This window comes from Rhodococcus yunnanensis NBRC 103083, assembly GCF_001895005.1.
GTDB lineage: Bacteria > Actinomycetota > Actinomycetes > Mycobacteriales > Mycobacteriaceae > Rhodococcoides > Rhodococcoides yunnanense.
This window is the reverse complement of the sequence record NZ_BCXH01000008.1, coordinates 148,705-161,123: the sequence shown is the minus strand read 5'-3', so window position 1 is coordinate 161,123 and position 12,419 is coordinate 148,705. Positions and strand designations below refer to the sequence as shown.

15 protein-coding genes are annotated in these 12,419 nt (G+C 65.8%); 11 read left to right on the top strand and 4 right to left on the bottom strand.

Annotation, left to right across the window (positions count from 1 at the left end; genetic code table 11):
• Positions 1–3: 3 nt before the first annotated feature.
• The gene (locus tag RY1_RS15260; RefSeq protein WP_072804608.1) at positions 4–975 is read right to left on the bottom strand and encodes an o-succinylbenzoate synthase; all 972 of its coding nucleotides are present in this window, start codon (positions 973–975) and stop codon (positions 4–6) included.
• Positions 976–989: 14 nt separating this feature from the next.
• Positions 990–1,619, bottom strand: a complete 630-nt coding sequence (locus RY1_RS15255; RefSeq protein ID WP_072804495.1) for a PaaI family thioesterase — start codon at positions 1,617–1,619, stop codon at positions 990–992.
• 86 nt (positions 1,620–1,705) lie between these two features.
• On the opposite strand from RY1_RS15255, the gene RY1_RS15250 reads away from it, so the two are divergent.
• The 4 genes from RY1_RS15250 to RY1_RS15235 are packed head-to-tail and all read left to right on the top strand — an operon-like array spanning position 1,706 to position 4,651.
• Positions 1,706–2,623 carry a 1,4-dihydroxy-2-naphthoyl-CoA synthase gene (locus RY1_RS15250; protein ID WP_072804607.1) on the top strand — a complete coding sequence of 306 codons (918 nt, stop codon included), beginning with the start codon at positions 1,706–1,708 and terminating at the stop codon, positions 2,621–2,623.
• Between the two features lie 7 nt (positions 2,624–2,630).
• Positions 2,631–3,770: a GGDEF domain-containing protein gene (locus RY1_RS15245; RefSeq protein ID WP_084727444.1), complete on the top strand. Its 1,140-nt coding sequence runs from the start codon at positions 2,631–2,633 to the stop codon at positions 3,768–3,770.
• A gap of 28 nt (positions 3,771–3,798) precedes the next feature.
• On the top strand, positions 3,799–4,236 hold the full coding sequence (locus RY1_RS15240) for a hypothetical protein (protein WP_072804494.1): 438 nt from the start codon (positions 3,799–3,801) through the stop codon (positions 4,234–4,236).
• 28 nt (positions 4,237–4,264) lie between these two features.
• On the top strand, positions 4,265–4,651 hold the full coding sequence (locus tag RY1_RS15235; RefSeq protein ID WP_072804492.1) for a VOC family protein: 387 nt from the start codon (positions 4,265–4,267) through the stop codon (positions 4,649–4,651).
• 18 nt (positions 4,652–4,669) lie between these two features.
• On the opposite strand, the gene RY1_RS15230 is transcribed toward RY1_RS15235, so the two are convergent.
• Both RY1_RS15230 and RY1_RS15225 read right to left on the bottom strand, forming a co-directional pair.
• Positions 4,670–5,947 carry a sensor domain-containing phosphodiesterase gene (locus RY1_RS15230; protein ID WP_072804490.1) on the bottom strand — a complete coding sequence of 426 codons (1,278 nt, stop codon included), beginning with the start codon at positions 5,945–5,947 and terminating at the stop codon, positions 4,670–4,672.
• Positions 5,948–6,018: 71 nt separating this feature from the next.
• A complete protein-coding gene (locus tag RY1_RS15225; RefSeq protein WP_245819679.1) occupies positions 6,019–7,452 on the bottom strand; it encodes a hypothetical protein in 1,434 nt (477 codons plus the stop codon).
• A 111-nt stretch (positions 7,453–7,563) separates the two neighbouring features.
• On the opposite strand from RY1_RS15225, the gene RY1_RS15220 reads away from it, so the two are divergent.
• The 7 genes from RY1_RS15220 (at position 7,564) to RY1_RS15190 (ending at position 12,397) form a co-directional block, all read left to right on the top strand.
• Complete coding sequence (locus tag RY1_RS15220) at positions 7,564–8,730, top strand: inorganic phosphate transporter (protein ID WP_072804489.1); 1,167 nt, start codon at positions 7,564–7,566, stop codon at positions 8,728–8,730.
• Between the two features lie 12 nt (positions 8,731–8,742).
• Positions 8,743–9,021 (top strand): hypothetical protein, encoded by a 279-nt coding sequence (locus RY1_RS15215; protein WP_072804487.1) that lies wholly within the window; start codon positions 8,743–8,745, stop codon positions 9,019–9,021.
• A gap of 32 nt (positions 9,022–9,053) precedes the next feature.
• Entirely contained in the window at positions 9,054–9,377 is a 324-nt protein-coding gene (locus RY1_RS15210; protein WP_072804485.1) for a DUF3349 domain-containing protein, read from the top strand.
• A complete protein-coding gene (locus RY1_RS15205; RefSeq protein WP_072804484.1) occupies positions 9,378–9,692 on the top strand; it encodes a DUF3349 domain-containing protein in 315 nt (104 codons plus the stop codon). It begins immediately after the preceding gene.
• 9 nt (positions 9,693–9,701) lie between these two features.
• The gene (gene menE / locus RY1_RS15200) at positions 9,702–10,850 is read left to right on the top strand and encodes an o-succinylbenzoate--CoA ligase (RefSeq protein ID WP_072804482.1); all 1,149 of its coding nucleotides are present in this window, start codon (positions 9,702–9,704) and stop codon (positions 10,848–10,850) included.
• A 135-nt stretch (positions 10,851–10,985) separates the two neighbouring features.
• Positions 10,986–11,588, top strand: a complete 603-nt coding sequence (locus RY1_RS15195) for a hypothetical protein (RefSeq protein ID WP_072804481.1) — start codon at positions 10,986–10,988, stop codon at positions 11,586–11,588.
• Between the two features lie 35 nt (positions 11,589–11,623).
• Positions 11,624–12,397 (top strand): PIG-L family deacetylase, encoded by a 774-nt coding sequence (locus tag RY1_RS15190; RefSeq protein WP_072804479.1) that lies wholly within the window; start codon positions 11,624–11,626, stop codon positions 12,395–12,397.
• The last annotated feature ends 22 nt before the right edge of the window (positions 12,398–12,419 follow it).

Sequence of the window (12,419 nt, the reverse complement as noted above, 5' to 3'; positions counted from 1 at the left end):
AGACTACCCCAGGTGGGTGCCGACCCGCCGAACTCGCTCGTGCCACCACGCGACGCGATCGGCTGGGGCCGCGAGTGCCGCGAGGCGTTCGGGATCGGGCTCGGCCCGGCCCGCGGGCAACGTGCCGTCGACGAGGCCCTCGGTGTCGCAGACATCGGTGACGAACAGACTGCCGGTGCCGAGACCGCACGCGAACTCGAGCTTGTCGATGGCGGCCGCAGCGGCAAGCCCCGCCGACATACCCACTGCGGAGTCGAGTGCGCTCGAGACCACGACGGGCACGCCGTACTCACCGAGTTCACCGGCGAGTTCCAACAACGCACGCATGCCCCCGAGCGGCGCGACCTTGAGTACGGCCACATCGGCTCCCCCGGCCCGGACGACCCGCATCGGGTCGTCGGCGCGGCGGATACTCTCGTCGGCGGCGATACGGACACCGGGAAGTCTACGCCGGACCTCGACGAGTTCGGGGACCGTCGCACACGGCTGTTCGGCGTATTCGAGCTCGCCGTCCTCCCGCAGCGCGGTCAGTGCCTCGACCGCCTGATCGACGGTCCAGCCGCCGTTGGCGTCCACTCTGACCCTCGGCACCTCCGCGCGGACCGCGCGGACACGTGCGATGTCCTCGGCGAGCGACTGGCCCCTCTCGGCGACCTTCACTTTGGCCGTGTCGACGCCGGGGTACCGCGCGAGAATCGCGGGCACCTCCGCGGCGGTGACGGCCGGGACCGTCGCGTTGACGCGCACCCGAGCTCGATACGGTTCGGGTGGACCCTGCCATGCCGCTTCGATGGCCGATCGCAGCCACGCGGCGGATTCCTGATCGTCGTATTCGACGAACGGCGAGAACTCGCCCCACCCCGATGGGCCGCGCAGCAGCATTACTTCGCGGGTGGTGATACCGCGAAACTTGGTCCGCATCGGGATCGAGAGAACGTGTGAACCGTCGAGCAGTTCGCCGGTTCCCGGGTTCACTGCTTGTCCCGGATTCACTGCTGGCCCGGCAGTAGCTCGACCATGAGTGAGTCGCAGTCGGCGAGCACGTTGCCCTCGGTGTCCTTCAGTTCCGCGCTGATGTAGGTCTTGCGACCCTCCACCTTGTCCACCCTGCCCTCGATGACGAGCTCGGTGTCCAGCGGTGTGACCTTGCGATAGTTGATGTGCAGATACGCGGTCCGGCTGATGGGGCGCCCGTATGCGTGCTGGATCAGGCCGAAGGTGTCGTCGAACAGGAGCGGCAGGGTGCCCCCGTGAGCTGCGCCGTTGCCACCCAGATGGAACCGCCGGAACACCCCTCGGCTCCTGACTCCGTCGGCGTCGAATTTCTCGATGGTCCACGGCAGCATCAGCAGCGAGCCGCGTCCGGGCAGTGACAGCACGCGGCCTGCGGGCGCCTCACCCTCGCGCACCTGGAACGGCCGCAGCAACTCGATGAGCGCTTCGACCCTCTCGGCTGCTTCGACGGTCGCCTCGGGGGTCGGCGCGGTCGAGACGGCCAAGTCCTGCAGCGTGCGGAACCCTTCGAGCAGCCTGGCGTACTCGGGACCGACGTCGGCCGGTGTGTACTTGGGAAACCCGCCGTGACGGCTGTACTCGTCCTGGCCTGCGATGTCGGTCATCTCTGCACCGTAACCGTTGCACCTGCAGACGAGAATGTCGGACGTCCCCCCTCGCGAGGGTGACCGGTGGCTCTATCGTGGCGGAGGTGACCTTCACTCCTTCACTGTGGCAACCCGTTCCCGGCTTCGAGGACCTCACCGACATCACGTACCACCGTCACATCACCGACGACACGGTCCGCGTCGCGTTCGATCGCCCCGACATCAGGAACGCATTCCGCCCGCACACCGTCGACGAGCTCTACCGTGCACTCGAGCATGCGCGCGTCAGCTCCGATGTCGGGACGGTCCTGCTGACCGGCAACGGGCCGAGCTCGAAAGACGGCGGTTGGGCATTCTGCTCCGGCGGTGATCAGCGCATTCGAGGTCGCAGCGGCTACCAGTACACCGAGCAGGATGCGACCACGGGCCGGGCTGGTGAGACGGCGGATACGGTCGACAAGGCCCGCGCGGGCCGTCTGCACATTCTGGAGGTGCAGCGCCTGATCAGGTTCATGCCGAAGGTCGTGATCTGCCTCGTCAACGGATGGGCTGCAGGCGGTGGGCACAGTCTGCACGTGGTGTGCGATCTGACGCTCGCGAGCCGCGAGCATGCGCGGTTCAAGCAAACCGACGCCGACGTCGGCAGTTTCGACGGTGGATACGGCAGCGCCTACCTGGCGAAGATGGTGGGACAGAAGTTCGCTCGCGAGATATTCTTCCTCGGCGAGACTTACACGGCCGAGGAGATGCACGCGATGGGCGCCGTCAACCGCGTCGTCGATCACGACGAACTCGAGAACGTGGCCATCGAATGGGCCGCGAAGATCAACGCGAAATCCCCGCAGGCACAGCGAATGCTCAAGTACGCGTTCAATCTTCAGGACGACGGACTCGTCGGGCAACAACTGTTCGCCGGTGAGGCGACCCGGATGGCGTACATGACCGACGAGGCCGTCGAAGGGCGCGACTCGTTCCTGCAGAAGCGCGACCCCGACTGGTCGCCGTACCCCCGCTACTTCTGACCGCTGCATGTCCCTCGCCCGCGATCCCCTCACACGCCGTCGGAAGCAACAACCCGCCGGCGTGTGGGGTGCTGTCGTCCTGTGGTTCATGCAGCCACACGACTACGAGTGGATGACGGAGTTCCAGAACTCGCACCCGTCGGGCCGCATCATCCGGACCATTCTGGCCGCGTCGATGATCAACATCAGCATCATGTCGTTTCTGTCGCTGTACGCCGAGGGCGGTCCGGCCGGTGCCGGGCCCACCGCCCTGACCTTGACGCTGTGCACGTCGAACCTGATCATCGCCGCGCTGTGGGTCCTTAGGCCGTTCCCGGGCAGAATCGGTGTCGTATCGTTCGCGATCTACTCGGACATCGGTGTCGCCGCGGCACTGTCGGTTCTCGATCTGACCAATGCACTGCTGGGATGCGTGCTGTTCGCAGTCATCGGCGCCTTCGTCACGTTCTTTCTCAGTCCCCGCTGGGTCATCGTCCATCTACTGTTCGCGGCCGCGACGACGCTGGCTTTCGCCTTCGCGCTCCTCATGCGCGGCGACGTCGATCCGATCACGTTGCTCGTGCAGACCAACGTCGTCCTGCTCGGCGTCATGAGCGTTCCCGTCACCTCCCACGTGTTCCTCACGACGCTGTCCGCCGACGCCCGCAGCTCCGTCCTGGACCCGCTGACCGGTCTGCTCAACCGCAGAGGTCTCTCCAGCGCGCTCGAGGAACTGTGGGAGCAGGGCAGGCGCGTCGGACAGTGCGCGGCCGTCATCGTCGTCGACATCGACAACTTCAAGTCCGTCAACGACATATACGGGCACGACGAGGGCGACGCCGTGATCTGCCGCGTCGCAGAGCGTTTGACATCCCACGTCGCCGGATACGGCATCCTGGGTCGCACGGGCGGCGAGGAGTACCTCGCGGCCGTCGTCACCTCACGCCTGCACGTCGATGCCCTCGTGCACGGGATACGACGGGCTCTGCACGACGAGAACGATGCGATTCCGGTGACGGTCAGTGTCGGCGCCGCCATTCTCTACGCCGATTCGCAACTGTGGACCCACAATTCCGATACCGTCGGCACGGCCTCGCGGGTGGCGGACTCGATGATGTACGAGGCCAAAGCCGCAGGCGGCAACCGCGTCGTCACCACCCTGATTTGAATCGGGTGCGCGCGGGCATTCGCCGACCATGAGTGCCGACAGACAGCAGCCCACCCCGCAGCATCGACGCCCCGCCGATTCCGACGACGACACCGTTGCCGCCGTCGGCAAGGTCTCCGAAGCTCTCGAGACCATCGAACGTGCACGAGGGCACCTGTATTCCTTCCATCAGCTGATGGGACACGCCGACCTGCAACTCGGCGAGGCCGTCGACGCACTACGCGAAGCAGGCCACAGCGAGCAGGCAGACCGACTCGACACGGAGATGGTCGGCCGAAACGCCATCGACGGGCGGTGGTCGTTCCAGATCGTGGAGAACTTCGACGACCTGTACTGGTCGGAATTTCGCCGCCACGAGAAGCAGGTCCGCGACGAGTTGCAGGACGGCAAGCGACATGTCTTCGAAGCCGAGATGAAAGAAGCACGACGCACCCACGGCAAGCCCGGACACGAGGCGACCCCCTGAGGTCCGATATGTGTGGTATCGATGTGCTGTGGAGATACTGAGCGGCCGAACGATTCTGCGTCCAGCCGACTACGACCGCACGCTCGCGTTCTACCGCGACGCGCTCGGCCTCGCGATCGCACGCGAATACGGCGCAGGCACGGTCTTCTTCGCAGGCCAGAGTCTCATCGAGATCGCCGCGCACGGTGGATCGGCGGAGCCGGGATCCTTCCACGGCGCCCTGTGGCTTCAGGTCCGCGATATCGAGTCGGTCACCGCAGAACTCCGTGAACGCGGCGTCGCGATCGAGCGCGATGCGAAACAGGAATCCTGGGGCCTGATCGAGATGTGGTTACGTGATCCCGACGGCGTCCCGATCGTGCTCGTCGAGATACCGCCCGGTCATCCCCTGCGGCGCGACGTACGCGGAGACTGATTACCCCGGAACACCTGACTACCTGGGAACGCCCAACATCCGCCGCACCGCGCCCGCCGACTGCGGCCTCGACCACAGAAATCCCTGCGCCATCGTGCACCCGAGATCGACTGCGATGTCGGCCTGCTCGCGCGTCTCGATTCCCTCGATGATCAGCGACATCTTCAGATCCTGCGCGACGCCTGCCAGCGCCCGCAGCAGCGCGCGGCCACGAACCGTGTCGACGAACCGGGTCAGGTGGCTGTCGATCTTGATCCCGTCGGGCTCGAGGGTGACCAGCCTTTCCAGCGACGACCAGCCGGAGCCGAAGTCGTCGAGCAGCACTCTGAACCCGAGTGCGTGGACGTCCTCGATGTGCCTGCGGATCAACGGGCCGTCGTTCACCGACGTGGTTTCGGTCAGCTCCAACGAGATCAGTCTCGCGGGCACACCGGACGCGGCGACGGCGCTCTGCAGCTGAGTGACGGCGTCGGGGTGCGCCAGGTGCCGACCGGACAGATTGACACTCAACCTCAGTTCGGGCCGCACTTCGTGCCATGCGTCGGCTTCTTTCACCGACTGCCGCAACACTTCGAGGTCGACGTCGATGATCAGCTCGCTCGACTCCGCGAACGGCACGAAATCTGCAGGCGAGACCAGTCCGCGGGTCGGGTGATGCCATCGCGCGAGTGCCTCGAACCCGATGATCTCCTTGGTGCGCAGATCGACGATCGACTGAAACCACGGCACGATCTGGCCGGCATAGAGAGCGCCCGCGAGGTCGTGGTCGCTGTCGAGTTTGGTCGGCGTCGATCCGACTCGTCGATGTAGATCCAGCTGTTCTTCCAGGATCGAGGCGAACTGTTCCAGCTCCTGGAACTGCCCGGTGCTGAAGTCACGCGGCATGCGATCGAGCAGGCAGAGCGTGCCGATCACCAGCCCTTCACGACCGCGCAGCGGCACCGACGCGTATGCGGACACCCCGACCTGATCGAGGATGTTGCGTTGACGCACCGTGGCGTCGACTCGGTTCCTGGCCACCACTGCAGGCTTCTCGCTGCGTACGACGTCGTCGCACAGGGTCGAGGACCGCTCGATCGTCGACACCGGCGGTCCGCCGATGTTGACGAGTGTGTACTGCGTGTCCTCGTCGAGGACGTTGAGCTGTGCGATCGCGAAACCGACTGTGCGGGCTGCGAGTTCCACGGTGGAGCGGAGTGCGGGGGTAGTCGCTTCGAGATCGAGATATCGGCGGGCCGAATCGCTCTGACGCCGAGCCATGGATCGCCGATTGGGTTGGACGGCGTCGTGTTTCACCTGCGCCTCCCGGTCGTGGTGACCGTCCCGATCGAGACGAGCCGCTACTCAGCTTAACCGCGGAGCTCGCGTCAGAGAGCAGGAAGTCGAGTGTGAAGCAAACGGTGGCGAAGCAGAGCAGCTGCCAGGCGCATCCCGTCCGGTGACGGAACCGAGGTCGACAGGCCACGGTTGTCGTCGTCGTACGAGAACGCGCCGAGCGCGGTCAACTTGGCGAGGACACCGTCGGCGAGTGGTTCGACGGATTCGAGTGCCACCGGCTCGCCGCCGTGCATCCACCCCTCCGCCGCGAGTAACCCCGCGACCGTCCGAGACGTGTCCTGCGGGCGGCGTCCACGCGCGACGTCCGCCAGAACGACCTCCGCCGCGATGGTATTCGGGTGGTACTCGGTGCCGATCGTCCGACTGATCAACATCTGCCACATCCGGTCTGCACTCATGCCGCGCGAACGCACGGTCGGCAACAACCGTCCGTGATGCTTGCGCACGAGGCCGAGCTCGAGCAGCAATCGCCTGATGGTCAGCACCGGAACCGTGTCCAGCTCGGCGCCCGCAGGGAACGGCCATTCCCGAGAAGTCCACAGCGTGCCGATGGCCTGTGCGACGGCAGAGTCGGGAAGGTAGCCGGACTCGGTCAGAGTGATGCCGTCTCCGACCAGCGCGAGCATTCCTTCGAGACGACGCACGCAGGAATAGGCAGGCTCGACGGCGTCGTGCAGCGGTGCGGCCAGGTCGCGGTACAACTCGACCCGCGGCGGACTGTACCTCGACCACAACTCGATTCGATGGTCGAGCAACTGCTCGAGTAGAACGCCTCCTGCGCGTTCGGACCGCAGCACCGAGTTGGTGATCGCGCGACGCTTCGTCGCGACCGCCGCGGCCCTGAGCGGGCGGCCGTCCACGCGCGTCGGCGCGAATTCTCCTGCGACAGTCGCGACTTCCAGAGTCTCACCGATCAGATCCGCGACGACGCTCTCGGGCCCTTCCGGTGCGTCCTGCCACGAGATCAGGTCGGTGTCCTCGGGGCCGATACCCGAGTCCGCGAGAGCATCGAGGTAGTGCTGCTGCCACGTGGCGTCGTTCTCGGCGTGCAGCAGCTCGAAGGTGCGCGACCCGCGCGCGATGTCGGCGTACCGCGCAAGACCGAGTCGATCGAGCAGATCCGCGAGGGCTTGGGCGATGTCCCACGCGCGATCGACGTCCTCCGGCAGCACCCGCAGATGCAGCCACAGAAACTTCTGGACGGACGTCTGTGTCGGTCCTGCCACCGGCGAAACCCGGCGTAGCCCTTCCCATCCCGTCTGTGCATCGGCCGCCGTCGCCGGATCCACCGAGTCGAGGTAGGACAGAGCGGCCGCGACGGCATCGTCCAATGCACGCCGCTCACCGCGGCGGTGTTGTTCACCGCCCTGGGCCTCGTCGAAGTTCACACTTCCACTGTCCCACAATGCGCCGACACGAACGCCGATCGAGCACGTGACGCAGGCCTCTCGCAATTCGGACATTTACGGCAATTAGTTGAACGGAAGGTGAACGAGAGGGATCGGACAGGAACCGAAAGAGAACACTTCGAGCAAAATTATGGGAACGCCGTATCCAGGCCTCACAATTTTCTCGTGAGCGCAGAATTCCTCGTCCTTCTGGTTGTCGTCGTGACGGCATTGGCCTTCGACTTCACCAACGGTTTCCATGACACCGCCAACGCCATGGCGACGTCGATCGCAACGGGGGCACTGAAGCCCAAAGTTGCGGTCACCCTGTCCGCCGTACTGAATCTGGTCGGCGCATTCCTTTCGGTGGAGGTAGCCGCCACTGTCGCCAAGGGCATCGTGAACCTCGGTGACACAGGCGGTCAGGCGCTCCTGACCATCATCTTCGCAGGACTCGTCGGCGGCATTCTCTGGAATCTCGCGACGTGGCTCCTCGGTATCCCGTCCAGCTCGTCGCACGCTCTGTTCGGCGGCCTGATCGGCGCCACCATCGCAGGCCTCGGTACCTCGGGCGTCGTCTGGGACGGCGTGTGGAGCAAGATCGTGCTCCCCGCAGTTCTCGCACCCGTCGTCGCAGGCCTCGTCGCCACCGTCGGCACCTGGGTCATCTACCGCATCACCAACGCCGTTCCCGAGAAGAGCAAGGAACGCGGATTCCGCTGGGGTCAGATCGGTTCCGCGTCGCTCGTCTCCCTCGCCCACGGCACCAACGACGCACAGAAGACGATGGGCGTCATCTTCCTCGCCCTCGTCGCCTACGGCACTGTCTCCCCCGATGCCGAGATGCCGCTCTGGGTGAAGGTCACCTGCGCACTCGCCATCGCACTCGGCACCTACCTCGGCGGCTGGCGCGTCATCCGCACACTCGGCAAGGGGCTCGTGGAGATCGCATCTCCGCAGGGCATGGCAGCCGAGTCCTCCTCGGCAGCGATCATCCTCACCTCCAGCCACCTCGGGCTGCCGTTGTCGACCACTCAGGTCGCCACCGGCTCGATCCTCGGTTCGGGACTCGGCAAGCCAGGCGCAACGGTGCGCTGGGGTGTCGCGGGCCGCATGGCGGTCGCATGGCTGATCACGCTCCCGTCCGCCGGTGTGGTCGGAGCGGTCTGCTGGTACCTCGCGGACATCATCGGCGGACTTCCGGGCATTCTGGTCGTCTTCGCAATCCTCGTGGCCCTGGCCGTAGCGATGTACATCCGCTCGCGCCGCCAGCCGATCGACATCGACAACGTCAACGACGAGTGGGACGGCGGCCTGGTTCCGGCCGACGAGAAGTCCCCCACCACGGTTTAAGAGAGAACAGACATGGAAACCCTCAAGCACACGCTCGACTCGTTGTGGCAGGTCGTCCTCGTCGGACTTCTGCTCGGCGCAGGTCTGCCCGCCATCTTCGCGTTCGGCCTGAAGGCACTGTCCGTCGGTGAAGCCCGCGACGACGGGTCGACCGTCGCAACAGCACGTCCTGTGGCCGCCACTGCGGCTGCTGTCCTGTGCTTCGCCGTCGTCGTCGTTGCGATCGTCGCCGGAATCCTCTTCATCATGAAGGACTTCCTCGACAGCACCTTCGGCATCTCCGTCTTCTGACCGTCGTACTTCTCCCAACAGAGGGCCTTGTAATGACAGAGACCACCTTTCCCGCATCCGTACTGCAGTGGCTCCGCGCCGGCTACCCCGAAGGCGTACCACCCAAGGACCGCTTCCCGCTCGTCGCGCTGCTCCGTAAGGCGGAACTGACCGACGCTCAGGTCCACGAGGTCGTGCTCACTCTCGTGTCCCCCATCGGTGGCGCGCTCGAGGACGGCGCCATCACCAACGACGAAATCACCGAGTACGTCCGTGAACTCGTCGACCACGAACCGACCGCCGAAGACATCGCACGCGTCTCGGCTCGGCTCGCGGCCGGTGGTTGGCCACTCGCAGATCCGACGACCCTGACGTAGATGGCAGTCCCCCACTTCCTCTCGTCGATCCTCGAGTGGCTGCGGGTCGGTTACCCGGAAGGGGTTCCGGACTCCGACTACGTTCCCTTGCTCGCGCTCCTGACCCGTCGACTCTCCGACGACGAGGTGCAGGCGGTCATGGACGCGCTCATCGCCGAGGGACAGATCCCCGTCGACAAGGCGGGCATTGCAGTGACGATCACCAAGGTCACCAACGAGATGCCTCGCGAGGAGGACATAGCTCGCGTCCGCTCGCACCTCGCGTCGGGCGGATGGCCGCTCGCCGATCCGTTCACGATCGAACCGGCGGATTAAGCTCGTCGTGTGCTCGAGCTCGAAGAACTGACAGTTCCCAGCGGACCGGCCGCGGCAGAGATTCTGCCGCGGCTGCGTCGTGTGTTGGACGGAAACAGCCCCGCAGTCCTCCCCGTCCCCGCTGATGATCAGCGCGAGACCCAACGCTTGCGCGACGCTCTGGCGCCCGGTTCGCCGATCGACGACGAGGCAGCCCTCGTCGTCGCGACGTCGGGGACGACGGGAACACCCAAGGGCGCGATGCTGTCCGCGGCGGCGCTACGCGCAAGTGGAACCGCGACACACGCCAGGCTCGGCGGCGACGGCTCCTGGCTGCTCGCACTGCCCGCCCATCACATCGCCGGTATGCAAGTGCTGCTGCGCAGCGTTCTCGCCGGTACCGAGCCGATCGTTCTCGACGTCTCCGCAGGATTCGATCCGCGTTCACTGCCGGCGGCGGTCGGATCGATGTCGGGCCGCAAGTACACCTCGCTCGTACCGATACAGCTCGTCAAAGCTCTCGGTGATCCCGCTGCCACCGAGGCGCTCGCCGAGTTCGACGCGGTCCTGCTCGGCGGCGCTGCGACGCCGGTCCCGCTGCGGGAACGAGCCGAGGCCGCTGGCATTCGGCTGGTACGCACGTACGGCATGAGCGAGACCGCCGGTGGATGCGTCTACGACGGCGTGCCGTTGGACGGGGTGGACATTCGTCTCGACGACCGACGCGTGATTCTGGGCGGGCCGACGGTGGCCATCGGCTACCGAGGAATGCCGGAGCACCCAGCCTTCGCCGAGAAGGGCTGGTTCCGTACCGATGACGCCGGCGCCGTGTCCGACGGCGTCCTGTCGATCCAGGGGCGTCTCGACGAGGCCATCTCGACCGGTGGGTTGACGGTGGTCCCTCAGGTCGTCGAAGCCGCGCTCGCGACGCATCCGTCGGTGCGCGAGTGCGCGGTTCTCGGTCTGCCCGACGACCGTCTCGGTGAGCGCGTCGTGGTCGCGGTCGTCGCGTCGGGTGCGGTGACGCTCGCCGAGCTTCGTGCGCATGCCGCGCAGACGCTGGACACCTCCGCGGCGCCCCGGGAGTTGTATCTGGTCGACGCATTGCCCGTGCGCGGGCCGGGCAAGCTCGACCGCGCCGCTCTACGGAAACGACTGATCGGCGATCTTCCGCACTGACACATCCGAGATACGAGGATCGCGTTGAATCAGTGCAGCGCAATGATTTACGAGAATGGGCGCACTTTCACAAGCCTGCGACGTTGCCATGGCCTGGCCCAGTAAGGATGCACGTAGTCCGCTACTGTTCGACGAGTGAAGCCCACGGACGCAAAAGCTCTTGTCGCCGTTGTCGTCGGCACCGGTGCTCTCGTCGGGCTCGGTGCGGCGATCGTCTGGCACGTGGCGACTCCGTCGAACATGAACCCCGATCGCGAGTTCGGCTGGTACTCGTACACCCCGATCCGACCGGCCTGGTTCCCGACGTCGCTCTACCTCGTCGGTGCCGGGGTACTGATCGCGTCGATTCTTGCGTCGTTCCTCGCCGACTCGGGGCTGCGCATCCGAAGTGCCGCGCATCGATCCCGTACAGGGTTGTTCGCGCTGCTTGTCGTGGTCGGCGGCGCTCTGGGCTTCGGCGCTGCGCTCGCGTGGGAATACTGGCCCCCGAACCCCGGTGATCCAGGAGCTGACGTCGCGGCGCTCGTGCCTGCCAACGGTCTGTACATGGCCGTGGGCGGTATCGATACGACGGGTTACACGCCCCTGACGAGCCAGTGGGACGACGAGTCCGCCTTCGACCCCGTCGTCGAGCACCCGTGGCTGGTCTTTCCGCTCGGCGGGGCGGCCATCGCCGGAGCAGTGGCGTTGTCGCTGAGTATCCGGGACTTCAGGCTCCTGCGACACGACTCCGAGTGAGTGCACTCGGCCCAGTTGTGCAAGCATTTCCGATCATGAGCACTCTTGTCTGCTTTCACGCCCATCCCGACGACGAGGTTTTCAACACCGGCGGAGTGATGCGCCTCGCGGCGGATGCCGGGCATCGCGTCGTGCTGGTCACCGCGACCGACGGTGCTCTCGGTGAATTCCCCGACGGCATTCTGGCGGACGGTGAATCGCTTGCGACGCGTCGGCGTACGGAATTGCAGCGGTCGGCGGACGCGCTGGGCGCGAGCCGGATCGTCATGCTGCACTACGCCGACTCCGGGATGGCGGGCACGCCCGAGAACGAGGTTCCCGGCGCATTCTGCAACGTCGATGTCGACGCGGCAGCCAGGAAGCTGGCCGACGTCCTCGACGAGGAGAACGCCGACGTGCTGACGATCTACGACCCCAACGGCGGTTACGGGCACCCCGACCACATCCAGGTGCACCACGTCGGATTGCGCGCCGCCGAGTTGGCGGGCACGAAGAACGTCTACGAGACGACCGCCAACCGCGATCATATGAAAGAGCTCGTGAAGGCCAACCCGAACTGGGCCGAGGAAGACAATTCCCTCGATCTCGACACCTTCGGCCTGCCCGAATCAGAGATCACCACCGTCGTCGACGTGAGCTCGGTGATGGACGCCAAGCGCGCAGCGATGTTGGCTCACGAAACCCAGGTCGGCGATTTCGGGCCGTTCCTGCAGATGCCTCTCGACATGCTCGAGCACGCCTTCGGTCGGGAGTGGTTCCGACGCGTCGGCGCAGCTCCAGGCCTGACGGAGACTGCGCTGCCGCTGTAGCGCAGTGCGTGCATGGCGCGTG